Annotated in this window: 20 protein-coding genes and 1 other RNA gene; 8 read left to right on the top strand and 13 right to left on the bottom strand. The window is 58.7% G+C overall.

Annotated elements, in window-relative coordinates:
- Positions 1-3: 3 nt before the first annotated feature.
- Positions 4-660 (bottom strand): CoA transferase subunit B, encoded by a 657-nt coding sequence (locus tag SP99_RS09110; protein WP_045285286.1) that lies wholly within the window; start codon positions 658-660, stop codon positions 4-6.
- A 2-nt stretch (positions 661-662) separates the two neighbouring features.
- The gene (locus SP99_RS09115) at positions 663-1,370 is read right to left on the bottom strand and encodes a CoA transferase subunit A (protein ID WP_047958340.1); all 708 of its coding nucleotides are present in this window, start codon (positions 1,368-1,370) and stop codon (positions 663-665) included.
- A 140-nt stretch (positions 1,371-1,510) separates the two neighbouring features.
- On the opposite strand from SP99_RS09115, the gene SP99_RS09120 reads away from it, so the two are divergent.
- Positions 1,511-2,434, top strand: a complete 924-nt coding sequence (locus SP99_RS09120) for a LysR family transcriptional regulator (protein WP_032672463.1) — start codon at positions 1,511-1,513, stop codon at positions 2,432-2,434.
- On the opposite strand, the gene SP99_RS09125 is transcribed toward SP99_RS09120, so the two are convergent.
- The 6 genes from SP99_RS09125 to hemP all read right to left on the bottom strand — a co-directional run bounded on the left by SP99_RS09125 (position 2,401) and on the right by hemP (position 8,288).
- On the bottom strand, positions 2,401-3,180 hold the full coding sequence (locus SP99_RS09125; RefSeq protein ID WP_047958341.1) for a heme ABC transporter ATP-binding protein: 780 nt from the start codon (positions 3,178-3,180) through the stop codon (positions 2,401-2,403). The genes SP99_RS09120 and SP99_RS09125 overlap by 34 nt on opposite strands.
- On the bottom strand, positions 3,173-4,165 hold the full coding sequence (locus tag SP99_RS09130; RefSeq protein WP_047958342.1) for a FecCD family ABC transporter permease: 993 nt from the start codon (positions 4,163-4,165) through the stop codon (positions 3,173-3,175). The genes SP99_RS09125 and SP99_RS09130 overlap by 8 nt, the downstream gene beginning before the upstream one ends.
- Entirely contained in the window at positions 4,165-4,986 is an 822-nt protein-coding gene (locus SP99_RS09135) for a heme/hemin ABC transporter substrate-binding protein (RefSeq protein WP_047958343.1), read from the bottom strand. Before SP99_RS09135 ends, SP99_RS09130 begins: the two co-directional genes overlap by 1 nt.
- Positions 4,983-6,011, bottom strand: a complete 1,029-nt coding sequence (locus SP99_RS09140) for a hemin-degrading factor (RefSeq protein WP_047958344.1) — start codon at positions 6,009-6,011, stop codon at positions 4,983-4,985. The genes SP99_RS09135 and SP99_RS09140 overlap by 4 nt, the downstream gene beginning before the upstream one ends.
- 35 nt (positions 6,012-6,046) lie before the next feature.
- The gene (locus SP99_RS09145) at positions 6,047-8,029 is read right to left on the bottom strand and encodes a TonB-dependent hemoglobin/transferrin/lactoferrin family receptor (protein ID WP_047958345.1); all 1,983 of its coding nucleotides are present in this window, start codon (positions 8,027-8,029) and stop codon (positions 6,047-6,049) included.
- A gap of 76 nt (positions 8,030-8,105) precedes the next feature.
- Positions 8,106-8,288, bottom strand: coding sequence for a hemin uptake protein HemP (gene hemP, locus SP99_RS23105; protein ID WP_025757323.1), 183 nt, complete (start codon positions 8,286-8,288; stop codon positions 8,106-8,108).
- A gap of 236 nt (positions 8,289-8,524) precedes the next feature.
- On the opposite strand from hemP, the gene SP99_RS09150 reads away from it, so the two are divergent.
- Entirely contained in the window at positions 8,525-9,667 is a 1,143-nt protein-coding gene (locus SP99_RS09150; RefSeq protein WP_047958346.1) for an IS481 family transposase, read from the top strand.
- A 119-nt stretch (positions 9,668-9,786) separates the two neighbouring features.
- Here the strand turns inward: SP99_RS09150 and aroH are convergent, their stop codons facing one another.
- Both aroH and ppsR read right to left on the bottom strand, forming a co-directional pair.
- Positions 9,787-10,833 carry a 3-deoxy-7-phosphoheptulonate synthase AroH gene (gene aroH / locus SP99_RS09155; protein WP_025757322.1) on the bottom strand — a complete coding sequence of 349 codons (1,047 nt, stop codon included), beginning with the start codon at positions 10,831-10,833 and terminating at the stop codon, positions 9,787-9,789.
- Positions 10,834-10,985: 152 nt separating this feature from the next.
- Positions 10,986-11,819: a posphoenolpyruvate synthetase regulatory kinase/phosphorylase PpsR gene (gene ppsR / locus SP99_RS09160; protein WP_023311315.1), complete on the bottom strand. Its 834-nt coding sequence runs from the start codon at positions 11,817-11,819 to the stop codon at positions 10,986-10,988.
- Between the two features lie 335 nt (positions 11,820-12,154).
- On the opposite strand from ppsR, the gene ppsA reads away from it, so the two are divergent.
- The 3 genes from ppsA to SP99_RS09175 all read left to right on the top strand — a co-directional run bounded on the left by ppsA (position 12,155) and on the right by SP99_RS09175 (position 18,546).
- Positions 12,155-14,533, top strand: coding sequence for a phosphoenolpyruvate synthase (gene ppsA / locus SP99_RS09165; RefSeq protein ID WP_047958347.1), 2,379 nt, complete (start codon positions 12,155-12,157; stop codon positions 14,531-14,533).
- Positions 14,534-14,766: 233 nt separating this feature from the next.
- On the top strand, positions 14,767-16,167 hold the full coding sequence (locus SP99_RS09170; RefSeq protein WP_047958348.1) for an MFS transporter: 1,401 nt from the start codon (positions 14,767-14,769) through the stop codon (positions 16,165-16,167).
- 3 nt (positions 16,168-16,170) lie between these two features.
- Positions 16,171-18,546 (top strand): glycoside hydrolase family 3 N-terminal domain-containing protein, encoded by a 2,376-nt coding sequence (locus SP99_RS09175; RefSeq protein ID WP_047958349.1) that lies wholly within the window; start codon positions 16,171-16,173, stop codon positions 18,544-18,546.
- Between the two features lie 5 nt (positions 18,547-18,551).
- On the opposite strand, the gene rprA is transcribed toward SP99_RS09175, so the two are convergent.
- Both rprA and ydiK read right to left on the bottom strand, forming a co-directional pair.
- Positions 18,552-18,659, bottom strand: an RNA gene (gene rprA / locus SP99_RS23690) — antisense sRNA RprA.
- Between the two features lie 209 nt (positions 18,660-18,868).
- On the bottom strand, positions 18,869-19,984 hold the full coding sequence (ydiK, locus tag SP99_RS09180) for an AI-2E family transporter YdiK (protein WP_025757318.1): 1,116 nt from the start codon (positions 19,982-19,984) through the stop codon (positions 18,869-18,871).
- 200 nt (positions 19,985-20,184) lie between these two features.
- On the opposite strand from ydiK, the gene ydiJ reads away from it, so the two are divergent.
- The 3 genes from ydiJ to SP99_RS09195 all read left to right on the top strand — a co-directional run bounded on the left by ydiJ (position 20,185) and on the right by SP99_RS09195 (position 23,929).
- Positions 20,185-23,241, top strand: a complete 3,057-nt coding sequence (gene ydiJ, locus SP99_RS09185; RefSeq protein WP_047958350.1) for a D-2-hydroxyglutarate dehydrogenase YdiJ — start codon at positions 20,185-20,187, stop codon at positions 23,239-23,241.
- Positions 23,238-23,648, top strand: a complete 411-nt coding sequence (menI, locus tag SP99_RS09190; RefSeq protein WP_045285297.1) for a 1,4-dihydroxy-2-naphthoyl-CoA hydrolase — start codon at positions 23,238-23,240, stop codon at positions 23,646-23,648. Before ydiJ ends, menI begins: the two co-directional genes overlap by 4 nt.
- Positions 23,649-23,734: 86 nt before the next feature.
- Positions 23,735-23,929 (top strand): YdiH family protein, encoded by a 195-nt coding sequence (locus SP99_RS09195; RefSeq protein WP_003857766.1) that lies wholly within the window; start codon positions 23,735-23,737, stop codon positions 23,927-23,929.
- Positions 23,930-23,973: 44 nt separating this feature from the next.
- Here the strand turns inward: SP99_RS09195 and SP99_RS09200 are convergent, their stop codons facing one another.
- The gene (locus tag SP99_RS09200; RefSeq protein WP_047958351.1) at positions 23,974-24,603 is read right to left on the bottom strand and encodes a helix-turn-helix domain-containing protein; all 630 of its coding nucleotides are present in this window, start codon (positions 24,601-24,603) and stop codon (positions 23,974-23,976) included.
- Between the last annotated feature and the right edge of the window lie 49 nt (positions 24,604-24,652).

Genomic DNA, 24,652 nt, shown 5'->3' on the forward strand with positions numbered 1-24,652 from the left:
CCCTCAGCTAAAGCGCATCTCGCGCACGTCGTCCGCCACAATGATTTTCCCGGCCGTTTTCGCCACGATCTCGTCAATACTGACGCCGGGGGCATACTCCCGCAGGATGAACGCGCCGTCCTCAATTTCCAGCAGCGCGAGGTCGGTTAACACCCGACGGATGCAGCCCACGCCCGTGAGCGGCAGCGTGCAGCGCGGCAGCAGCTTTGACTCACCGCTTTTTGAGGCGTGGGTCATCACCACAATGATGTTCTGCGCCCCGGCGACGAGATCCATCGCGCCGCCCATCCCCTTCACCATTTTTCCGGGGATCATCCACGAGGCGATGCTGCCCTCAACGTCCACTTCAAAGGCACCCAGCACGGTCAGGTCGACATGACCGCCGCGGATCATGGCAAACGACTGCGCTGAGTCAAAAATGGCGGCCCCTGTCCGTGCGGTGACGGTCTGTTTACCGGCGTTGATCATGTCGGCGTCGAGGCTCTGCTCATCGGGGAAGGCGCCCATCCCCAGCAGACCGTTTTCCGACTGGAGCATCACGTCCATCCCGGCGGGAATGTAGTTCGCCACCAGCGTCGGAATGCCGATCCCCAGGTTGACGTAGTAACCGTCGCGCAGCTCGCGGGCCACGCGCATGGCCATCTGTTCACGGGTCAACATCGTCACACTCCTTGCGCGCGCAGCGTGCGCTGCTCAATGCGTTTTTCAAACTGGCCGACAATCAGCCTGTCGACGTAAATGCCCGGCGTATGAATAGCCGACGGAGGCAGTTCACCTGGCGGAACAATCTCTTCCACCTCCACCACCGTTATCCGGCCCGCGGTTGCCATCAGCGGATTAAAGTTTTGCGCGGTATGGCGATAGATAACGTTGCCGTACCAGTCCGCCTTCCAGCCTTTGATGAGCGCGAAATCCCCCGTAATGGCTTCTTCGAGGATGTAATGTTTACCCGCAAACTGGCGCACCTCTTTGCCTGCAGCCACAGGCGTGCCATAGCCGGTCGCGGTGTAAAACGCGGGGATCCCGGCGCCGCCTGCGCGCACCTTTTCGGCCAGCGTCCCCTGCGGCGTGAGTTCCACCTCCAGCTCGCCGCTCAGCACCTGCTGCTCGAACAGCGCGTTTTCGCCGACGTAAGAGGCCACTACCTTGCGAACCTGCCGCGTCTCAAGCAGGAGCCCGAGACCGAAGCCATCCACGCCGCAGTTGTTTGAGACCACAGTCAGCCCCTGCACCTGCCGGCGTCTGACTTCGGCAATCAGGTTCTCCGGAATGCCGCACAGGCCGAAGCCGCCCGCCAGCAAGGTCATCCCGTCCGTCAGCCCATCCAGCGCCTGCGCATAGCTGCCGACGCGCTTATCCAGTCCTGCCATACTCATCCCTCCCGTTAACCGTGCCGGTATCATTAGGGGTGGCGACTCATTTGTTAATTTTGAATTTGTGACCCACTCATTTGGTTTTTTTATTAATTTCCTGTTAACTAAATTTTTTCAATTAGTTAACAGGATGAAAAATGAGAATGAGTGTCAAACAGTTACGCGCGTTTTTAGCGGTAGCTCACACTCTGAATTTCGCGCACGCCAGCGAACGGCTGAATCTCTCTCAGCCAGCCCTGAGCCTGACGATAAAAGGGCTGGAGGACGCGCTGGGCGGACCGCTTCTTCAGCGCAGTACGCGCAAGGTGGCCCTGACGCAGGAAGGGGAGACTTTTTTGCCGATGGCGCGGCAGCTGCTGGCGGACTGGGATAACGTCGAAGAGGCCATGCACCAGTGCTTTACCCTGCAGCGCGGTAAAATCTCGGTCGCGGCCATGCCGTCGTTTGCGGCGAATGTCTTACCCGAGGTGCTAAAAGCGTTTCGCGACCGCCACGCCGGGATCAACGTCACCGTGCATGATGTGATTAACGAGCAGGTGATAGAGATGGTCCGGGAAGGGCGCGTGGAGATGGGGATCGCATTCGAGCCTGCGCCAACGCACAACCTGCTGTTTACACCGCTGGGCCTCGACCGGTTTATTGCCATTGTGCCGAAAGATTCTGCGCTTGCAGGCAAAAAGCGCCTGACATGGGACGCGCTGCTGACGCTGGATTTCATTACCCTGCAGCGTCCCTCTGCGGTGCGTCTGATGATGGAAGAGGAGCTGGCGCGAAGCGGCAGAAAACTGGAGGTCGCCCTGGAGAGCCATCAACTGGTGACGGTTGGGCGCATGGTCGCGAGCGGGCTGGGCGGCAGTGCCGTACCGGCGCTGTGCGAGACCCAGATGGCCTCATTAGGGGCGGTGTGTATTCCGCTGGACAGCCCGCCCATTGAAAAGTGTATCGGGGTGATCCATCCCGGGCACACGCAGCTTTCTAAAGCAGCGCATGCCCTGCTGGAAACCCTGAAAGATTTTTATCAGCCGGGTCAGGGGGCGAGAAATACCTGCGGCGCGGCGTGAGCCGGATGCCGGCCAACGTGGACCTGCGCGCCGTACCATTTTGCCAGCGCATCGGCCTGCAAAACGGTTTCCGGTTTCCCCTGGGACACGATTTTTCCGCCGTGCAGCAGCAGGATGCGATCCGCCCACAGCGCCGCCAGATTAAGGTCATGCAGCACCACGCACACGTGCAGATGTCCCCGACGGGTCAGGGATTTCAGCAGGCGCAGCAGATGCTGCTGGTGGAAGAGATCCAGCGCAGACGTGGGTTCATCCAGAAACAGCCAGCCGCGTGGCGCACCGTCGCACCAGAGCTGAGCCAGCGCGCGGGCGAGCTGGATGCGCTGCTGCTCGCCACCGGAAAGTGCGGCAAACTGCCTGCCCGCCAGCGGTAAACACCCGGTAACGAACATCACCGCTTCTACTACCGAGGCTTCAGGCGTGCGGGTCCAGGGCGCGCGGCCCATGCCGATTACTGCTTCAACCGGCCAGTCAAATCCAATCTGCGTGTTCTGACGCATCACCGCCCGGTAGCGGGAGAGCGTCTCCGGCTGCCAGGCGGCGATCGGCGTGCCCGCCAGGCTGCATTGTCCGCCAGCCGGTTTAAGATAGCCGGTAAGCAGCCGCAATAGCGTGGATTTCCCGGCGCCGTTGGGGCCAATCAACGCCACCATCTCGCCCTGAGATAAGGTCAGCGACACGTCGTTAATCAGCGTCCGTTGCCCGACGCGAAAAACAAGGTTTTCGCCACAATAGCGTTCAGCCATGCGCACCTCCACGACGAAAGATAAGCCACAGAAACCCCGGTGCGCCGAGAAGGCTGGTCAATAAGCCGACCGGCATTTCCGCCGGAGCGACCACGCTGCGCGCCAGCGTATCGGCAACCAGCAATAACAACGCTCCGGCCAGCACCGAACCAGGGAGTACGGCGCGGTGGTCGGCTCCCAGCCACATGCGCACCAGGTGCGGCACCACCAGGCCGACAAAGCCGATAATGCCGCTGACCGCAACGGCGGCAGCCACCAGAAGGGCACTGCACAGCAGCAGGATCCGCTGCACGCTGGCGACGTCCACGCCGAGGTAGTGCGCCTCTTCGTCACCCAGTTGCAGCAAATTAAGGGCGCCTGCCATACGCCAGATAACCAGTACGGTGGGTATCATCAGCGACGCGACGGCCAGCAGCGTCGACCACTGCGCCTGGCCGAGGCTGCCCATTCCCCAGAGCGAAAGCTGGCGAAGCTGGGTATCATTGCTGAGCCATGACAGCACGCCGACGGCCGCACCGCACAGGGCGTTGATGGCAATACCTACCAGCAGCAGGCGCGACAAAGAACCGTCACGCTGTCGGCTGAGGAGAAAAATCACCAGAGTGGCGGCCAGCGCACCGAGAAACGCCGCCAGCATCGGGGCATACAGCATCACCAGGGCAGGCAGCGAGAGGGGAAGCACCACCCACAGCGCGACGGCAAGTGCCGCGCCGCTGCTGATGCCGAGCAGGCCCGGGTCTGCCAGCGGGTTGCGAAACAGCCCCTGCATCACGCAGCCCGCCACTGCCAGTGAACCGCCGATCGCCAGCGCCAGCAGCACGCGAGGCAGGCGGATCGTCAGCCAGATCTGACGCAGCGCTTCGTCTGTGCCGTTCCACAGCAGGCTGACCGGCAGGTGTAATGCCCCGACCCCGGTTGCCGCGAGGGTGATGATGGCCAGGATCGCGGTCAGCATCCATAACGAAAAGGTGATCCGCCGGGACATCAGGGCAGCTGCTCCGCTTTGCTGCGCAGCTGCTGGATGGCCTCTGGCGTTCGCAGGCTGAAGCCCAGTAGCGCCATATCGTCAATCGCCAGCACCTGCTTGTTTCGTCCTGCCGGGGTTTGCGCCAGGCCGGGCAGCTTCCACAGGTTCGCTTCACCGCCCAGGGCGGTGATGCCGGCCGAGGAAATCACCACCAGATCGGGCCGGCTGGCGATGATGCCTTCCTGAGACAGCGGCTGATAGCGGCTGAACCCCTGCATCGCGTTCTGCAGTCCCGCCGCGCGGATAGCGGCATCGGCGGCGGTCTGTTGTCCGGCAGCCATGGCGGTCATCCCGCCGTGGTTGAGAATAAACAGCACCCGCTTGTTGAGCGGCGATGCGGGAAGTGTCGACAGCGCCTGACGCAGCCTGTTGCGCAGGGCTTCCCCCTCGGCCTCGCGGTGCGTTGCTTCCGCCACGATCCGCACCTTTTCATCAATGACGCTCAGGTCGTTACTGGCGGGAATTTCGATCACCCTGACGTGGCTTTGTTCAACCTGCTTTAGCGCCAGAGACGGCTGCGCCTGAGCACTGGCCAGCACCAGCGTGGGGCGCAGGGATAAGATCCCTTCCGCGTTGAGCTGGCGCAGATAGCCTACGTCAGGCAGCGCATTCGCCGCCTGAGGCCACTGGCTGGTGCTGTCGCGCGCCACCAGCGAAGAAGCCGCACCGAGGGCGTAGACAATCTCGGTGACGTCGCCGCCGAGCGTGACGATTTTCTCCTGCGGCGCAGCAAACGCCAGCAGGGGCAGGGCGCCGATCAGGGCAAACCACCGTTTCATGCGGCCAGCCCTTTCGCCGTTAAGGCGTCAATCTGGCTGCGCCACCGGCTCTGCTCCGGCTCGCCTTCGGTACGCTGGCCGTACAGCTGGGCGATTTGCGTCCCGTCGGCGGCAAACAGCTCCAGGCTGGTGACATGCCCGTCTGCCGTTGGTTTGCGCGTGACCCACGTTTCCGCAATGGATCCTTCAAGCAGATGCAGGGTAAAGGTTGGGTTAAAGATGTTCAGCCAGCCTTTCATCGGCACCAGCTTTTCCACCGCACCGGTGAAGATCTGCACGCAGCCGCGGTTGCCGACGAAGATCATGATGTCGTTCCCGTCCCGGCGCGCCGCTTCCAGCAGCTGCGCCAGCGCGGTGTTCGCTACCCTGCAGGCCAGATCGTCCCCCACCAGGCGAAACGCCTGCTGGCGGCTGAGGTTATGGCGCTTGAGCAGGCTGAAGAACTGATGCACATCGGTCATGGCGCGCCACTCGGCATCCACGCGCGCGGCTTCCGGCTGTTCAGCGTGGGCCGGGCGATCGGCCACCTGTAACCCCAGCGGGGGATTCTCGGCAAAGATAAAGCGGGTCAGCATGTCGCCCCAGGCGGAAACGTCGGTGTTCTCCGTGGCGTAGACCTTCAGCAGGGCATCGCCCTGGTGGTCGAAGAACTGAATGCTCTGCCGCTCGCCGCGGGCGGTGGCTTCACTGATGTGAAATGCGCTTGCCCACTGGTTGAGGAACAGGCGCAGATCCAGCGCGCGCGGGTTAAGCACCAGCCCGGCGTGTCCGTTCAGGTGCTGGTTGGTGAAGCTCCCTGTCTGTTCATGTACGGCATAGTCGTTACGGCAGATACATTTGGTTTCGCCCACCGCTTCCAGCGCGCCCAGGATCTCGCGGATTTCACCGCGCAGTCGCCAGGCGTCGTGACCCACGCGGGCAAAGGCCAGCTCTGCTTCGCTGATGTGCATTAAGCCGGCGATATCGCGTGCGTACTTTTCCGGATTATCTTCTTTGAGCTCAAGCCAGCGTGTGTAGTGATTCATTGTCTTTTCCTTCTGAAGAGTGGCCCCGACGGGAATTACCACTGATAACTTACGAAAATCTTGCCGTTACGGCCGTCCTGCGGAATGCCCTGAGGTGACCAGTACGCTTTGTCAAAGGCGTTGCCCAGCACCAGCGTTGTGGTTACGCCTTTGAGCCGCTCCTGGCCTTTGTAGCTCACGTAGAAATCGTTGACCGCATAGCCTGGCTGCTGGCTGTAGCTGCTGCTGATATGCGTTGAGCGATCGACAAAGGTGCCAATCCAGCCGACGGAGAAACCGCTTTGCGCCACCGGAATGTCCAGCTTGCTGGTGACGGTGTCCGGGTTGATGCTGGAGATGGATTCGCCCGTATCGGTGTCTTTCCCGCGCGTGCGGTTATAGGCCAGGTCAAGGTTAAAGAGGTCGGCCGAGTACGTTGCCATCATGTCCCAGCCCCAGATTTTGGCGTTCGGGACGTTATAGGACATGGTGGTCGCCGCCGCAAAATCGACGGTGGTGGAGATGTAGTCTTTAGCTTTGGTGTCGAAATAGCTGGCTTTGAACTCCAGCGCATCGTTGGCAAGCAGCAGATCGTCGAAGCGCAGGCCAAAACCAAACTCCTGCGTTTCGTTGGTTTCCGGGCGCAGGTTCGGGTTGGGCACCCAGTAGTTGGTATAGAAACTGCCGATGGAGAAGTGTTTGGCGTCGTTATACATCTCGCCCATGGTGGGCGCGCGGAACGCCTGCGCGTAAGAGCCAAACAGCATCAGCCAGTCAGTCGGGCTGATGGTTAACCCGGCGCGGGATGACCATTTATCGGCATCGACATCGTCGTAGCCATCGCTGCTGCCGCGGTAATTGTCATAGCGTGTGCCGCCAAGGAGGGTGACGGGAAGATCGCGAAGGGTAATTTCATCCTGCAACCAGCCAGAGCTGAAATCGATTTTCGCTTCCGGGAAACCGGTGGTGGCCCCGCCCGGGTGCTGCTCCTGACGGTAGTATTCCCCACCGTAGGTCAGCAGATGTGCCGCAAAGGTGTCGCTGAACAGGCGCGTGCGGTTTTCCACTTTGCCGCCTTTGGTGGTCTGTTTGCGAAACTCACCGCTGCTGTCGATATTCTGTGCGTTAATGCGCGCTTCGGACCAGTAAATTTTCGCGTCGGCGTTCAGCCAGTCGTTACCCGCCGGGGCAATGTTATAGCCCAGCTGCGCGTCACGCTGAATGGTGGAGCGATCGGTCATCGGGTTACTGCTGTTCGCCCCGGGGGTTTGCGGGTTTTTCGGCTCCCGGGCAGCGTTGTTGTAGTAGCGCAGGGAGCCGCTCAGGGTCTGGGCCGGGTCGATTTTCCAGCTGCCTTTCGCCAGCATGTTATTGATGGATTCGTCGTTAGGCGCCGTTGCACCGTCGCTCTGGCGAATATCTCCGCGATCGCGGCTGGACCAGGACACCAGCCCGTCCAGCGTGTCGGTGCGGCCGTAGGCGCTGGCCCCCATGCCAAGGCTACGATCGTCCGTCGCGCCGGTACCAAACACGCGGTAACCGCTGCTTTTACCCGGCTCCAGCAGATCCTTCGCATCGACGGTGTCATACGAAATCACGCCGCCCAGCGCGCCGCTGCCGTACAGCAGGGCCGACGGACCGCGAACCACTTCGATACGTTTAATCAGCGCCGGGTCGAGGAAGGTGCTGTTCAGGTGTCCGGTATCGGTTCCCTGGCGCACGCCGTCCACCAGCACCAGCACGCCGCGACGGTCATAGCCGCGCAGGTTCACGTCCTGCCCATTGGTGCGCCCGGTGCCGTCCAGCGTCAGACCGGGGATGTTACGCAGCAGGTCGGCCGCCGAGCTGGCGGTCTGTTTCTCCGGGGCGCTGGCGTCAATCACGCTCACCATCATGGGGGCTTCAAAGGCGCTGCGGGCGTTACCCGTGGCGATCACGGTCATTTCATCTGTGGCGGCAAAAGCGATGCCCGGCAGGGCGCTGACGATCGCCAGCGCCAGAAGTGACGGTCGTAAAGATGCGGAAGGCAGGTGTGGCATAGCAACTCTCCATAAGCATTGAAAAGCGCTGGCTGCCTGGGGTTCACCTGGGTGGCTGGCGTCGTTTTTGTGTTGTTTATTTTGTGAGGATCAATTTTCCGGCATGGGTCTGGCGCAGAAGGTAGCGCTGGCCGTCATGCTCGATAATGACCCGCCCCTCATCGCCGAGCAGTGTTTTACTGTCAATCCTGCGCTCGGTAGGGGCTGGCGCTGTGTGTGTTTTTGCTGGCGTTGCCGCGCTGTTATCCGTACGTGACATAATGTTTATAAATAACAATCAATGTAACAATGATAATCATTATCAATAAACTGCAAATTCACAGCAAGCGTTTTTGTGAAAAAAGAGTGAGGGGATCAACTTTGGAGGTGAAGTGCGGTTTGATGCCCTCACCCCGACCCTCTCCCATGTACGGTCCGGGGACATAGTGAACGCTTGTTCGGGGACATGGTAGACACTTACAACTAAGGCATAAGAATCCGTTTATGGAGTCGCTTATGCCCTGGGATGCGAGAGATACCATGTCATTACGTACCGAGTTTGTTTTGTTCGCCTCGCAGGACGGGGCGAACATCCGTTCCCTCTGCCGTCGCTTCGGCATTTCACCTGCCACCGGCTACAAGTGGCTTCGTCGCTGGGCGGAGGAAGGGGCCTCCGGCCTTCAGGACCGCCCGCGCATACCGCACCATTCCCCGAACCGCTCATCTGACGACATCACTGCCCTGCTGCGCATGGCCCATGACCGTCATCAACGCTGGGGAGCCCGCAAGATTAAACGCTGGCTGGAAGACCAGGGGCACACCATGCCCGCCTTCAGCACCGTTCATACCCTGATGGCCCGTCACGGCCTGCTGCCGGGCACTTCACCGGGCATTCCCGCCACGGGACGGTTCGAACATGACGCGCCCAACCGGCTCTGGCAGATGGATTTTAAGGGCCACTTTCCCTTTGGCGGTGGCCGCTGCCATCCGCTCACTTTGCTGGACGACCACTCCCGTTTTTCCCTGTGCCTGGTGCACTGTAACGATGAACGTCGAGAGACCGTGCAGCAGCAGCTGGTCAGCGTGTTTGAACGCTACGGCCTGCCGGACAGGATGACGATGGATAACGGCTCACCGTGGGGAGACACCACCGGCACCTGGACGGCACTGGAGCTGTGGCTGATGCGCCAGGGTATCCGGGTGGGGCACTCCCGGCCGTATCATCCGCAGACGCAGGGCAAGCTGGAGCGTTTTCACCGCAGCCTGAAGGCGGAAGTGCTGCAGGGGAAGTGGTTCGCGGACAGCGGTGAACTGCAGCGCGCCTTCGACCACTGGCGGACGGTCTATAACCTTGAACGCCCGCATGAGGCGCTGGATATGGCGGTACCGGGCTCGCGGTATCAGCCGTCATCGCGACGGTACAGCGGCAACACAACGCCCCCGGAATACGACGAGGGCGTGATGGTCAGGAAAGTGGATATCAGCGGAAAGCTGAGCGTTAAAGGGGTAAGTCTGAGCGCGGGTAAAGCGTTCAGGGGAGAGCGGGTCGGACTGAAGGAGACGCAGGAGGATGGCTGCTATGAAGTGTGGTGGTACAGCACGAAAGTGGGGGTGATCGACCTGAAGAAAAAGTCGATCACCATGGGTAAAGGATGTTAAAAAGTGTTCACCATGTCCCCGAACACCTGTCTACCATGTCCCCGGACCGTACACCCACGGGGAGAGGGAGAAGGGCACAAATCGTAGGCCGGGTAAGCGCAGCGCCACCCGGCAGGATGTTAAAAGCGAGTGTCCACGGCTGCAGCCAGCTTCTCCAGCAGCAGTTCACTGTCTTCCCAGCCCAGGCACGGGTCGGTGATGGACTGCCCGTAAACCATCTGCTGTCCGGCAACGATCTTCTGCGTCCCTTCCTTGATGAAACTTTCGGCCATAATGCCGGCGATAGCGGTTGAACCGCTGCGGATCTGCTGGCAGATCTCATCGCACACATCCAGCTGGCGGCGATGCTGTTTCTGGCAGTTGCCGTGGCTGAAATCTACCACCAGATGTTCCGGCAGGTCGAACTCGGCCAGCGACTCGCAGGCCGCCGCAATATCTTCTGCATGGTAATTGGGCTTCTTGCCGCCGCGCATGATGATATGGCCGTACGGGTTACCGCTGGTCTGGTAAATGGTCATGTGGCCGCTCTTGTCCGGTGACAGGAACATATGGCTGGCACGGGCCGCGCGGATGGCATCCACCGCGATACGGGTGTTACCATCGGTACCGTTTTTAAAGCCCACCGGACAGGAGAGGGCAGAAGCCATCTCGCGGTGGATTTGGCTCTCGGTGGTGCGCGCGCCAATCGCGCCCCAGCTGATCAGGTCAGCGATAAACTGCCCGGTCACCATATCGAGAAACTCGGTTGCCGTCGGCACGCCCAGCTCGTTGACCTGTAACAGCAGCTTACGCGCCAGCTCAATACCGTGATTCACACGATAGCTGCCGTTCAGGTCAGGGTCGGAAATCAGGCCTTTCCAGCCCACCACAGTGCGCGGTTTTTCAAAGTAGGTTCGCATCACGATCTCAAGGCGATGCTGGTACTTATCCCGCAGCCCCTGCAGCCGTTTGGCATAATCCATCGCCGCATCCAGATCGTGGATGGAGCACGGCCCAATCACCACCAGAAGACGCGGGTCTTCACCATTGAGGATTTTTTCAATGCGTCGACGGGAGGCCGTCACATGTTCCGCAACGGTGGCGGAAACGGGATGCCGCTGTGCCAGTTCAGCCGGCGTAACCAGGCTGTCAATGCGCGCAGTGCGGAGTTCATCGGTTTTATTCATGGAATGTCTCAGAAAATTTTTGCTTCATCGGCAGACTACCGGGAAGTGATGGGCATCACCTTAAACCAATCCCTGCTGATTTCAAGTTCGGGGCGACACCGCCCCGTGGTTGCCGATGATGATACCTGAATCTGAGTTAATGTACTAGCATATTAGTACATGCGGCGGTTAAGCCCCATGATGTCGAGAATTTTGGTGGCGATCTCTTCTACCGAATAGTTGGTGCTGTTCAGCCACGGGATCTGGTTTTTACGGTACAGCGCTTCCACTTCGGAGACTTCCATTCGGCACTGGCGCATCGAGGCGTAGCGGCTATTTTCACGGCGCTCTTCGCGGATGGCGGCGAGGCGTTCCGGGTTGATGGTCAGGCCAAACAGCTTGTGCTGCAGCGGCTTCAGGGCGGCGGGCAGCACCAGGTTATCCATGTCGTCAGCAATAAACGGGTAGTTGGCGGCGCGAATACCGAACTGCATCGCCAGATAGAGGCTGGTCGGGGTTTTGCCGCAGCGCGACACGCCCAGGAGGATCACCTGCGCCTGGTCGAGATTACGCAGAGAGATACCGTCGTCGTGCGCCAGCGTGTAATCAATGGCGGCGATACGGGCATCGTACTTGGTCAGGTTACCGGGATTAAGCCCGTGGGTACGGTGGGCGATGGGCGTCGGGTCGAGCTTCAGTTCGCTTTGCAGCGGGGCCACCAGTGCCTGCACGATATCCTGACAGAAGCCTTCACTTTGCAAAATGATCGAGCGAATCTCGGGGATCACAATCGAGTAAAACACCAGCGGGCGGACGCCGGTCTGCTGATAGATGGCGTCAATCTGGTCTTTCACCGCTTTGGCGCGGCTCTCATTTTCGACAAACGGCAGCGTGATGCTGTTAATCGAAACGGGGAACTGCGACATCACCGCGTGGCCCAGCACCTCGGCGGTGATCGCCGTCCCATCAGAAATATAAAAAACGTGGCGATCGACAGCACTATCCATTTTACCCACCCTGAATATCATACGTAATTGTCTGAAAGCATAAATTAAAAAAGTAATTTATACAGCAAAGAACTTATCCTAATTATGAATGAAACGCCGTTTTTGATTTTCCTGAAAAGTGGATTTCATTTTTCAAATAGCGACTTTATTTTTGGGGTTTCTGGCTGAATATAGAGGAATCATCGGGTTAATCGTTGATGGGAAAGTATCCGAAAAGTTGAAAATTTAAATTGCTTACACGATTCACCGTTTTTTTAGCGGAAATAAATATGCCACTATAAATACGTAGTCAGGCGTTACTTACTCCGATCAAATATCACAAAAGGATTGTTTCGATGTCCAACAATGGCTCGTCACCGCTGGTGCTTTGGTATAACCAACTCGGCATGAATGATGTAGACAGAGTTGGGGGCAAAAATGCCTCCCTGGGTGAAATGATTACAAATCTGTCAGGTATGGGTGTCTCCGTACCGAACGGGTTTGCCACCACCGCCGATGCCTTTAACCTGTTTTTAGACCAGAGCGGTGTTAACCAGCGCATTTACGACCTGCTGGATAAAACGGATATTGATGACGTTACCGAGCTTGCGAAAGCCGGGGCGCAGATCCGCCAGTGGATCATCGACACACCTTTCCAGCCGGAACTGGAAAAAGCCATTCACGACGCGTACAACCAGCTCTCTGCTGATGACGCGCAGGCCTCTTTTGCCGTGCGCTCTTCTGCTACCGCAGAAGATATGCCGGACGCCTCGTTTGCCGGGCAGCAGGAAACCTTCCTGAACGTTCAGGGATATGACGCCGTGCTGGTGGCGGTGAAACATGTCTTTGCGTCCCTGTTTAACGACCGTGCCATCTCCTATCGCGTGCATCAGGGCTATGACCACCGTGGCGTCGCGCTTTCCGCTGGCGTTCAGCGCATGGTGCGCTCGGATGTCGGTTCCTCCGGCGTCATGTTCTCCATTGATACCGAATCCGGCTTCGACCAGGTGGTGTTTATCACCTCCGCATGGGGTCTCGGTGAGATGGTGGTGCAGGGGGCGGTTAACCCTGACGAATTCTACGTTCACAAGCCGACGCTGGCCGCTGGCCGCCCGGCGGTGGTGCGCCGCACCATGGGCTCGAAAAAAATCCGCATGATCTATGCCCCGACGCAGGAGCATGGCAAGCAGGTGAAAATTGAAGATGTGCCGCAGGAGCAGCGCGATCGCTTCTCCCTGACCGACGCTGAAGTGCAGGAGCTGGCGAAGCAGGCGGTGCAGATCGAAAAACACTACGGTCGTCCGATGGACATCGAATGGGCGAAAGACGGTAACACCGGCAAGCTGTTTATCGTGCAGGCGCGCCCGGAAACCGTCCGTTCTCGCGGCCAGGTAATGGAGCGTTATACGCTGCACGCGCAGGGCAAAATCGTGGCGGAAGGCCGTGCGATTGGTCACCGTATCGGTGCCGGTCCGGTGAAAGTGATCCACGACATCAGCGAAATGAACCGTATTGAGCCTGGCGACGTGCTGGTAACCGACATGACCGACCCGGACTGGGAGCCGATCATGAAGAAAGCCGCGGCTATCGTTACCAACCGCGGTGGCCGTACCTGTCACGCTGCCATCATCGCGCGTGAACTGGGTATTCCTGCGGTTGTCGGCTGCGGTGACGCTACCGAGCGCATGAAAGACGGACAGAATGTGACCGTCTCCTGTGCCGAAGGCGATACCGGCTACGTGTATGCTGATATCCTCGACTTCAGCGTGAAGAGCTCCAGCGTGGATACCATGCCGGACCTGCCGCTGAAGATCATGATGAACGTCGGTAACCCTGACCGCGCGTTTGACTTCGCCTGCCTGCCGAACGAAGGCGTAGGTCTGGCGCGTCTGGAATTCATCATCAACCGTATGATTGGCGTTCACCCGCGTGCGCTGCTGGAGTTTGACGACCAGGATCCGAAACTGCAGAACGAAATCCGCGAGATGATGAAAGGCTACGACTCGCCGAAAGAGTTCTACGTCGGCCGTCTGACCGAAGGGATCGCCACGCTGGGCGCGGCGTTCTGGCCGAAACGCGTGATTGTGCGCCTGTCTGACTTTAAGTCTAACGAATACGCCAACCTGGTGGGCGGTGAGCGCTACGAGCCAGAAGAAGAGAACCCGATGCTGGGCTTCCGCGGAGCCGGACGCTACGTATCCGACAGCTTCCGCGACTGCTTCGCGCTGGAGTGTGAGGCGGTGAAACGCGTGCGCAACGACATGGGGCTGACCAACGTCGAGATCATGATCCCGTTCGTGCGTACCGTGGATCAGGCGAAAGCCGTGGTGGACGAGCTGGCACGTCAGGGGCTGAAGCGCGGCGAGAACGGGCTGAAGATCATCATGATGTGTGAAATTCCGTCCAACGCCCTGCTGGCTGAGCAGTTCCTTGAGCACTTCGATGGCTTCTCTATCGGTTCGAACGACATGACGCAGCTGACGCTGGGTCTGGACCGCGACTCCGGCGTGGTCTCTGAGCTGTTCGATGAGCGTAACGAGGCAGTGAAAGCGCTGCTCTCTATGTCCATCCGCGCGGCGAAGAAGCAGGGTAAATACGTCGGGATTTGTGGTCAGGGCCCATCTGACCATGAAGACTTTGCCGCATGGCTGATGGAAGAGGGGATTGATAGCCTGTCCCTGAACCCGGACACCGTGGTGCAAACCTGGCTGAGCCTGGCGGAACTGAACAAGTAACCGCTAAAAAACGGATAAAGGCGAGGAGATATCTCCTCGCCTTTTTTATTTTCGCCCGAATATGCTCCCCATCACAAATAAAGTAAAAAACTAAATATCATAATTTGTCTGTTAATTTAGACAATTGTTAGCCCGCAAAGCGTTGCTAATACTTGAGCCTTACTGCGCATTTCCCTGGTGAAGATGCGCAACTGGTTGAAATACGTTTTAACCTGATAAAAAGGCAAATAACAATGACAATCTCCTCTGTATTGCGTACCAAAGATAAAATAGGTTATGGCTTAGGTGATATGGCCAGCGCGCTGGTCTGGCAAACGGCAACGCTATTTCTCGCTTATTTCTATACGGACGTTTTTGGTTTGCCCGCCGCGGTTATGGGCACCATGTTTTTAGTGGTGCGTGTGGTCGATGCGTTTGTCGACCCGTGCATTGGCGCGCTGGTGGATCGCACCCGGACGCGCCACGGTCGTTTCCGTCCCTGGCTGCTGTGGTTTGCCATTCCGTTTGGCGTGAGCTGCCTGATTACGTTCTATGTCCCGGATGTTGGGCCAACGGCAAAAATCGTGTATGCCTGCGTGACCTACGCTATTTTAAGCCTGATTTACTCCGCGATTAACGTGCCTTACTGCGCCATGCCGGGCGCGCTGACGCTGGATCCGCGCGAGCGTCACTCCCTGCAGTCCTGGCGCTTTGGCCTGTCGTTTATCGGCGGGTTGATTGTGACGGTAATTGCCCTGCCGCTGGTCTCCTTGTTAGGCCAGGGCAACGTGCAGAAAGGCTATTTCTATGCCATGAGTCTGATGGGGCTGCTGGGGATTGTACTGTTCTTCTGCTGTTTCATGATGACCCGCGAGCGTTATTCTCCACGCAACGATACCTCCGGATCCATGTTCACCGATTTAAAACTGCTGGCCGGAAACAGCCAATGGCGTATTGTGTTCCTGTTTAATATTTTACTGTTAACGGCGGTGGTGACGCGGGGTTCCGCCACGATGTATTACGTGAAATATGTGCTGTTGCGTCCGGAGCTGGTTTTTGCCTTTATTGTTTCCGGGATGGTGGCCTCCTTAAGCGGCGCGTTATTATCCGAACGGCTGCTGGGGAAATTTGACCGCGTACGCGCCTATCAGTGGACCATTATTTCCTTCGTCATCTTCGGCGCGCTGATTTTCTTCCTGCCGCCTTCTCAGGTCTGGCTCATCTTTGGCCTCAATATCGTCTTCAGCTTTGTGCAAAACCTCACCACACCGCTGCAGTGGACCATGTTCTCCGATGTGGTGGACTACGAAGAGCACCGCAGCGGCCGCCGCCTGGACGGGCTGGTGTTCTCCACCGCGCTGTTTGCCATCAAATTTGGCCTGGCGCTGGGCGGGGCGGTCGTCGGCTGGGTGCTGGGCATGGTGGATTATGCACCCGGTGAGGCAGCCCAGACACCGCACGTGCTCTCGACCATTAACGCACTGTTCACCCTTATCCCTTGCGCGCTGTTCCTCTGCATGGTCGCGCTGCTGGCCATCTACAAACTGAACAGCCGGCTGGTGGACTCCATCGCCCGGGAGCTGGCCAGCAAACGTGAGGTAAGACCCGAAGCAGGGCAGCTCAGCCCGGCAACCCCTTCCGCACTACAGGAGTAAAACATGACAGCTATCTATAAGGACGCGGGACGTCCCGTGCACGAGCGCGTCGCCGATTTACTGGCACGCATGACCCCGGAAGAGAAGTTCGCTCAGATGCATGCGTACTGGCTGATCCTCGATGAAAACGGCAACCACCGCGAGCGCAGCGATCTGAGTGACGAATTTGCCGGTGTGAGCCAACAGGCCTCCCTCGGCGAACGGCTTAAGCTGGGCGTCGGGCAGATCACCCGTCCGTTGGGAACCCATATCGTTGATGCGAAAACCGGGGTACGCGCCGCTAACCGCCTGCAGCGGATGATGATGGAGGAGACGCGTCTCGGCATACCGGCGCTGTTCCATGAGGAGTGCCTGGTGGGGCTGCTGTGTAAAGACGCCACGCTGTTCCCGTCGTCGCTGAACTACGGCTCCACCTGGGACCCGGAACTGGTGCAGCGAGCGGCACAACAGATTGGCAAAGAGGCGCGGTCTGTGGGCTGCCAGCAGGGGCTGGCGCCGGTGCTGGATGTCTCCCGCGACGTGCGCTGGGGGCGAACCGAAGAGACCTTTGGCGAAGATCCCTGGCTGGTGGGCGTCATGGCCACCGCCTACGTTAAGGGACTGCAGGGCGACAAACGTGACCTGCTGGCGACCCTCAAACATTATGTGGGTCACTCGTTCAGTGAAGGCGCGCGTAACCATGCTCCGGTACACCTGGGTTTTAGCGAGCTTAACGACACCTTCCTGCTGCCGTTTGAAATGGCGGTGAAGCTCGCCAACGCCGGTTCGGTAATGCCCGCCTATCACGATATTGATAACCAGCCGGGCCACAGCGACAGCTTCCTGCTGACCACCGTCCTTCGCGAACAGTGGGGCTTCGACGGCATCGTTGTGGCCGACTACGGCGGCGTCAGCCTGCTGCATCAGCATCATGGGGTTTCCCACGATGCGGCAGAATCTGCCGCGCTGGCCTTCAACGCCGGGCTGGATGTTGAGTTGCCGAAAGATGATTGCGCACGCCACCTGGCCGAAGCCGTCGATCGCGGGCTGATCGCCATGGCGAAAGTGGATGAGATTGTGGGCCGTGTACTGACCGAAAAATTCCGTCTCGGCCTGTTTGAACAGCCGTATGTCGATGAAAACGGTATCGATCTGCAAAATGAGGTAACCCGCCAGGTTGCACGCGAGGTGGCGACAAAATCGGTCACGCTGCTGGAGAACAACGGCATCTTACCTCTTGGCGGCAAACCCCGCGTGGCGGTGGTAGGGCCGACGGCAGACGATCCGCTGGCGTTACTCAGCGGCTACAGTTTCCCCGTTCATCTGATCATCAGCGATATGGTCGAGGAGACCTCTCAGGTGACGACGCCGCGCGCGGCGCTGGAGCATTACCTTGGCGCGTCGCAGGTCCGCTACGCTAAAGGGTGTCACATCATCGAAAAACGGATGGCGGGTGCGCCGGTCTTCCCGGGGGACAGCGGCGGCAAACCGATGCAGCAGTCGCCGGTTTCGCAAAGCACCGCCTTGATCCCCGAGGCTGTGAACGCGGCGCAGGAGAGTGATGTCGTCGTGGCCTGCGTGGGCGATCTCGCCGGGCTGTTCCAGAGCGGTACCGTGGGGGAAGGATCGGATACCGACTCCTTAAACCTGCCGGGCGTGCAGCAACAGCTGCTGGAGGCGCTGGTGGCGACGGGCAAACCGGTGATTGTCGTGATGACCGGGGGGCGTCCTTACCATCTTCAGGGCCTGGAGGAGAAGGTGGCCGCGCTGATCGTGGCGTGGGCACCGGGGCAGGAAGGGGGCTGGGCCATTGCGGACGTGCTAACGGGGCGTGCGGAGCCGCAGGGGCGTCTGGTGGTGAGCGTGCCGAAAAGCGCCGGCGCGATGCCGTACTACTACAATCACAAGCTCAAAAGCGGCGGCACGCCGTTTGCGTTCCATTTCGGTGCACGTTACCCGTTTGGCTTCGGCCTCGGCTGGACGACATTTAGCTGGGGGAACGCGAGCGTGGCTTCATCTGAGGTGTCGGTCGACGGCGAGGTGGCACTGAGCGTGGAGATCACCAACACCGGGGAGCGCAGCGGCAGCGAGGTGGTGCAGGTTTACGTCAGGGATAAGGTCGCCACGCAGGTTCGGCCGCTCCAGGAGCTGAAGGCCTTCCAGCGCGTCACGCTCTCGCCGGGGGAAACCGCCACGCTCACCTTTACGCTGCCGGTGGAGATGTTCAACTTCACCCGTCGTGACGGGAAACGCATCGTTGAGCCGGGCGAGTTTGAGCTGCAGGTTGGCGCATCGTCGGCGGATATCCGCGAGGCGGTTACGGTTAATGTGACAGGGGAAACGCGGGTGCTGCCTGCTGAGTGGCGGATGCTCAGTACCTGTGAGGTTAAGCGCGCGTAGTCAGGATAAAAAAAAGCCCATCGTGGGAGATGGGCAAAGACTACACACAGCAATTCGTTGTTTCACTCAGGGGATTTCCATGCTTATAAATCAAGGTGTTGATTTATAACCGTGTGCTAATAGTAGGCATGTCCGCTTTTAGCGTCGATCGGATTCGTCTCAATAGTTAAAGAGACGTAAAGATTTCTTGCGGTTATGAGCAGATTGGGGGCAGGAATCGCGGGTCTGACCAGTGTGCAACGAATAAATACTTTAGCGGTGTTAAAGTATTGAGAGGGAGAATGTAGGCCGGGTAAGCGTCAGCGCCACCCGGCAACAAGGCTTAATGGGTATTCTTTTCTTCCAGCTCTTCCAGTTCGCTCAAAATCACGTCCGGGTCAGTTCCCGGCGGGGGAATTTCATGCACCCAGGCGGAGAACAGACGCCAGGTGACGGCGAGAAGCACCGGGCCGATAAACAGGCCAATCATGCCGAAGGCAATCAAGCCGCCAATCACCCCGGAGAGGATCAGGATCAGCGGCAGGTCAGCGCCCATGCGGATCAAAATCGGGCGAATGACGTTATCCATCGTGCCGACCACGCAGCTCCAGACCAGCAACACCGTTCCCCACGTGGTATCACCGGTCCAGTAGAGCCAGATGATGCTGGGGACCAGCACCAGCAGCGGCCCCAGTTGCGCAAGACAGGTCATCAGCATGACCACGGTGAAAACCGTGGCGTACGGTACGCCGGAAATCGCCAGACCAATACCACCCAGCACCGCCTGCACCAGCGCGGTCACCACCACGCCCAGCGCAACCGCGCGTACGGCCTGTGCCGCCAGCAGTACCGCAGCGTCGCCCCGTTTACCCGCCAGGCGGGTAGCAAAGTGACGAACGCCCAACGCCACCTGTTCACCGCGCCAGTAGAGCAGGGCGCTGAAGAGCAGCATCAGGGTACAGTGCATCATAAAGCGGCCAATATGCGCCGCCTGACCCACAAACCAGGTGGTGGTGGTGCCAATATACGGGCGAACTTTTGCCATCAGCGCGCTGCCACCCATCTCCAGCAGGCTATGCCAGCCGCTGTAGAGTTTGGCTCCCACCAGTGGAATGCTGTTCAGCCAGGCGAGATCCGGCAGCGTCAGGTCGCCACTGGTAATGGCACGGATAACCGGGCCGCTGGAATCCACCAGACTGTTCACCAGCAAAGCAATGGGAATAATAAACAGCAGGAACAGCAGCAGCGTCATGACCAGCACGGCTAACCCACGGCGGCCGAACAGCAGCTTCTGCAAGCGCAGCAATAAAGGCCATGTGGCGACGACCACGGTCGCAGCCCAGGCGAAGCCGAGAATAAAGGGTTGAACAATCCACAGACACGCAATAATCATGAGGGCCAGGAACAGCACCGACAGCAAAATTTGCGCAACATCCCTGGGCTGGCGAACATTGACCATAAATGAAACTTTCCTTAATAAAACACCAGCGAGGCTGGCGGGAAGGGAAAACCGCGTCTCTCTAATCATTAATGATATCAGCGATTTTTGACAGGCGAATTCTGCCTGTAATTCAGCAGAGATTATAAGAAAAAAATGTGATAAAACTTTCCGGACACAACGCAAACGATTTCACATTACTCTAATTAGGGTCGACGGTCATGATCCCACAGATTTCTCAGGCACCTGGCGTCGTTCAGCTGGTGCTTAATTTTTTGCAGGCACTGGAGCAACAGGGTTTTACAGGTGATACCGCCACGAACTATGCCGACAGGCTGACGATGGCCACCGATAACAGTATTTACCAGCTTCTTCCCGATGCCGTCGTTTTTCCTCGTTCAACGGCCGACGTGGCGCTGATTGCCCGGCTCGCCACGCAGGAGCGCTTCGCCTCGCTGGTCTTTACGCCGCGCGGCGGCGGCACCGGAACCAACGGTCAGGCGCTGAACCAGGGCATCATTATTGATATGTCGCGCTATATGAACCGCATCATCGAGATCAACCCTGAAGAGGGCTGGGTGCGGGTCGAAGCGGGCGTGATCAAAGATCAGCTTAACCAGTACCTCAAACCGTACGGCTACTTCTTCGCTCCTGAACTCTCCACCAGTAACCGCGCCACCATTGGCGGGATGATCAACACGGATGCCTCCGGCCAGGGCTCGCTGGTCTACGGCAAAACCTCCGATCACGTACTGGGCGTGCGAGCGGTTCTGCTCGGGGGCGATATCCTCGATACCCAGCCGATGGCGGTGGAGCTGGCGGAAACGCTGGGCAAAGATAACACCGCCAGCGGGCGCATTTATCGCACCGTGCTGGAGCGCTGCCGCGACAACCGACAGCTGATCCTCGATAAATTCCCCAAACTGAACCGCTTCCTGACCGGGTACGACCTGCGCCACGTCTTTAACGATGACCTGACCCAGTTTGATTTAACCCGCGTGCTGACCGGCTCCGAAGGCACACTGGCGTTTATCACCGAGGCGCGGCTGGATATCACCCGGTTGCCGAAGGTGCGTCGCCTGGTGAACGTCAAATATGACTCGTTCGACTCCGCGCTGCGCAATGCGCCGTTTATGGTGGAAGCTAAAGCGCTGTCAGTGGAAACCGTTGACTCTAAAGTGCTCAATCTGGCCCGGGAAGATATCGTCTGGCACTCCGTTAGCGAGCTGATTACCGACGTGCCGGGTAAAGAGATGCTGGGTCTTAATATCGTGGAATTTGCCGGCGACGACGCAGCGCTTATCGACAGCCAGGTGACCACGCTGTGTCAGCGACTGGACGAACTGATTGCCCATGGCGAAGGCGGCGTGATCGGCTGGCAGCTCTGTAACGATCTGGCCGGTATCGAGCGTATCTACGCGATGCGGAAAAAAGCCGTGGGGCTGCTCGGCAATGCCAAAGGGGCGGCGAAGCCGATTCCGTTTGCCGAAGATACCTGCGTTCCCCCTGAGCACCTGGCGGATTATATCGTTGAGTTTCGCGCCCTGCTGGACAGCCACGGCCTGAGCTACGGCATGTTCGGCCACGTGGATGCCGGGGTGCTGCATGTGCGTCCTGCGCTGGATATGTGCGACCCGCAGCAGGAGATCCTGATGAAGCAGATCTCCGATGAGGTGGTGGCCTTAACCGCCAAATACGGCGGTCTGCTGTGGGGCGAACATGGGAAAGGGTTCCGCGCGGAATACAGCCCGGCGTTCTTCGGTGAACAGCTCTATGCGGAGCTGCGTAAGGTGAAGGCGGCTTTCGACCCGCATAACCGCCTCAACCCGGGTAAAATCTGCCCGCCTGAAGGTGTCGATGCCCCGATGCTGCAGGTGGACGCCGTCAAGCGCGGCACCTACGACAGACAGATCCCGATTGCGGTGCGATCCTCCTGGCGCGGCGCGATGGAGTGCAACGGCAACGGCCTGTGCTTTAACTTTGATGTCAAAAGCCCGATGTGCCCGTCGATGAAGATCACCGGCAACCGTATTCACTCGCCGAAAGGGCGGGCGACGCTGGTGCGCGAGTGGCTGCGCCTGCTCGCCGACCGCGGGGTTGATCCGCTCCGGCTCGAGCAGGAGTTACCGGAAAAACGCGCCAGCCTGCGCTCGCTTATCGAGCGCACCCGCAACAGCTGGCATGCCAGCAAGGGCGAGTATGATTTCTCCCACGAGGTGAAAGAGGCGATGTCCGGCTGTCTGGCCTGTAAAGCCTGCTCCACCCAGTGCCCGATTAAAATCGACGTGCCGGAATTCCGCTCACGTTTCCTGCAGCTTTACCACACGCGCTATCTGCGTCCGGTGCGCGACCATCTGGTAGCGACGGTAGAGAGCTACGCGCCGCTGATGGCGCGAGCGCCAAAGACCTTTAACTTCTTTATTAACCAGCCGCTGGTGCGAAAACTTTCTGAAAAGCATATCGGGATGGTCGATCTGCCGCTGCTCTCGGTGCCCTCTCTTCAGCGCCAGCTCGTCGGGCATCGCTCGGCGAACATGACCCTGGAGCAGCTGGAGGCACTCACCCCTGAGCAAAAAGCGAAGATAGTACTGGTGGTGCAGGATCCGTTTACCAGCTACTACGATGCAGAGGTGGTGGCGGACTTCATCCGTCTGTCAGAAAAGCTGGGCTATCAGCCAGTGGTCCTGCCATTCTCGCCTAACGGCAAGGCGCAGCACATTAAGGGCTTCCTGACGCGCTTTGCGAAGACCGCGCAGAAAACAGCTGATTTCCTGAATCGCGTGGCGCAGCTGGGGATACCGATGGTCGGTGTCGATCCGGCGCTGGTGCTGTGCTACCGCGATGAATATAAGCAGACGCTGGGCGACAAGCGTGGCGATTTCAGCGTGCTGCTGGTGCATGAGTGGCTGCCGGCGGCTCTGGAAGGCAAAGCGGTTCAGGATGTCAGCGGTGAACCGTGGTACCTGTTCGGTCACTGCACCGAAGTCACCGCATTGCCTGGCGCCCCCGCACAATGGGCCTCTGTCTTTGCCCGGTTCGGCGCAAAGCTTGAGAGCGTCAACGTGGGCTGCTGCGGAATGGCCGGCACCTACGGACATGAAGTGAAAAACCACGCCAACTCGCTCGGCATCTACGAGCTGTCCTGGCATCAGGCGATGCAGCGTTTGCCGCGAAACCGCTGCCTGGCGACGGGCTACTCCTGTCGAAGCCAGGTGAAACGGGTCGAAGGTAACGGGGTACGCCATCCATTGCAGGCTTTGCTGGAGATTATTGGATGATCTGGAAACGCGCTGTCACGCTACAGGCGTTAAACGCCATGGGCGAGGGGAATATGGTCGGGCTGCTGGATATCCAGTTTACCCGCATCGGCGAGAACGATCTGGAGGCGACCATGCCTGTCGATCACCGCACGCATCAGCCTTTTGGCCTGCTGCACGGCGGCGCCTCCGTGGTGCTGGCCGAAACGCTGGGCTCGGTGGCGGGGTACCTCTGCACCGAAGGGGAGCAGAAGGTTGTCGGACTTGAGGTGAATGCTAACCACATTCGCTCGGTGCGCAGCGGGCGCGTGCGCGGTATTTGCCGTGCGCTGCACGCCGGTAGCCGTCATCAGGTGTGGCAGATCGATATTCTCGATGAGCAGGACCGTCTGTGCTGCTCATCGAGGCTGACGACGGCGGTGGTATAAATTTTCCTGATGTTTTTGCATTTGGTCAAAAACTAGCCAGTGGGTTGTGGTATACTGGTCAGGTTTTGTACATAAGCGAGGACATCATGGATACTGAAATAACCCCAACACAGCTGGCAATTGAATATTTACGTCGCGATAAGAGCAACCTGTCTCCGGCGCAGTACCTGAAAAAGCTGAAACAGCTTGAGCTGGAATTTACAGATTTGCTGGCGCTCTCTTCGAATGAGCTGAAAGAAGAGATCTATTTTGCCTGGCGGTTGGGCGTTCACGTCCATTGAGAGCGTAAAAAGGCCGCAACCGCGGCCTTTTTTGTCTCCGGAATTCAATATTTAGCGGGCAGTTTATTGATTTTAATGAGCCGGCCCTCTTCCATTTCGATAAACCCCCCGGTTTTTAAATCCGCGAGGATCCGCATCACGCCGCTGCGGGAAAGCTGGGTCTTGTCGCGAATGTAGCGCTCAGCGGTAATCCCCTGGCGATAAGAGTCATCTTCATTCATCAATAACATCAGCTGCTGGCGGATCATCTCATAGGCCGTTGGGGCGCCCTTCGGCATGACGGTGTTGTAGAGCCGGTTGTACATAAACATCAGATGGTTAGACAGCAGCCCCCATAGCGCCTTCTCCTGAATGAGGACGTTGAGCTCCCGGGTGGGCAACAGGCCAATTTTGCAGGGGGTCACCGTTTTCAGGTAGTCGTCAAAAAAGATGTCATTCAGGTTGGCCACACCAAAAAACGCCGGGCTTTTCGCCGTCGACAGCATCAGATTGTCGCTGCGTCGGTAAATGGCCACGGTGCCTTCCAGGATCAAATAACTCATCCCCTGACCGTTGACCACCAGATCCAGTTGCTCCCCGCGACCGGTGTTACGAATCGCAGAGTAAGGTTGTAAGTGCGTAATCAGCTCTTGTGCATAAGGGGAGCCACGTCGTGGCTTTTCTGTGGTGGACATAACCTGAACCTGAAAGAATCATCTTTCTGATTATAGCGTTACTCGTTTT

This window comes from Enterobacter sp. BIDMC92 (genome assembly GCF_001030225.1).
Lineage (GTDB): Bacteria > Pseudomonadota > Gammaproteobacteria > Enterobacterales > Enterobacteriaceae > Enterobacter > Enterobacter sichuanensis.

Bases quoted from the DNA above. Each gene is read 5' to 3' on its own strand.
- aroH (WP_025757322.1), bottom strand. From the start codon at position 10,833: ATGAATAAAACCGATGAACTCCGCACTGCGCGCATTGACAGCCTGGTT.
- ydiJ (WP_047958350.1), top strand. From the start codon at position 20,185: ATGATCCCACAGATTTCTCAGGCACCTGGCGTCGTTCAGCTGGTGCTT.
- hemP (WP_025757323.1), bottom strand. From the start codon at position 8,288: ATGTCACGTACGGATAACAGCGCGGCAACGCCAGCAAAAACACACACA.
- ppsA (WP_047958347.1), top strand. From the start codon at position 12,155: ATGTCCAACAATGGCTCGTCACCGCTGGTGCTTTGGTATAACCAACTC.
- SP99_RS09150 (WP_047958346.1), top strand. From the start codon at position 8,525: ATGCCCTGGGATGCGAGAGATACCATGTCATTACGTACCGAGTTTGTT.
- ydiK (WP_025757318.1), bottom strand. From the start codon at position 19,984: ATGGTCAATGTTCGCCAGCCCAGGGATGTTGCGCAAATTTTGCTGTCG.
- SP99_RS09140 (WP_047958344.1), bottom strand. From the start codon at position 6,011: ATGAATCACTACACACGCTGGCTTGAGCTCAAAGAAGATAATCCGGAA.
- ppsR (WP_023311315.1), bottom strand. From the start codon at position 11,819: ATGGATAGTGCTGTCGATCGCCACGTTTTTTATATTTCTGATGGGACG.
- SP99_RS09130 (WP_047958342.1), bottom strand. From the start codon at position 4,165: ATGTCCCGGCGGATCACCTTTTCGTTATGGATGCTGACCGCGATCCTG.
- SP99_RS09115 (WP_047958340.1), bottom strand. From the start codon at position 1,370: ATGGCAGGACTGGATAAGCGCGTCGGCAGCTATGCGCAGGCGCTGGAT.
- menI (WP_045285297.1), top strand. From the start codon at position 23,238: ATGATCTGGAAACGCGCTGTCACGCTACAGGCGTTAAACGCCATGGGC.
- SP99_RS09175 (WP_047958349.1), top strand. From the start codon at position 16,171: ATGACAGCTATCTATAAGGACGCGGGACGTCCCGTGCACGAGCGCGTC.
- SP99_RS09145 (WP_047958345.1), bottom strand. From the start codon at position 8,029: ATGCCACACCTGCCTTCCGCATCTTTACGACCGTCACTTCTGGCGCTG.
- SP99_RS09200 (WP_047958351.1), bottom strand. From the start codon at position 24,603: ATGTCCACCACAGAAAAGCCACGACGTGGCTCCCCTTATGCACAAGAG.
- SP99_RS09120 (WP_032672463.1), top strand. From the start codon at position 1,511: ATGAGAATGAGTGTCAAACAGTTACGCGCGTTTTTAGCGGTAGCTCAC.
- SP99_RS09110 (WP_045285286.1), bottom strand. From the start codon at position 660: ATGTTGACCCGTGAACAGATGGCCATGCGCGTGGCCCGCGAGCTGCGC.
- SP99_RS09170 (WP_047958348.1), top strand. From the start codon at position 14,767: ATGACAATCTCCTCTGTATTGCGTACCAAAGATAAAATAGGTTATGGC.
- SP99_RS09195 (WP_003857766.1), top strand. From the start codon at position 23,735: ATGGATACTGAAATAACCCCAACACAGCTGGCAATTGAATATTTACGT.
- SP99_RS09125 (WP_047958341.1), bottom strand. From the start codon at position 3,180: ATGGCTGAACGCTATTGTGGCGAAAACCTTGTTTTTCGCGTCGGGCAA.
- SP99_RS09135 (WP_047958343.1), bottom strand. From the start codon at position 4,986: ATGAAACGGTGGTTTGCCCTGATCGGCGCCCTGCCCCTGCTGGCGTTT.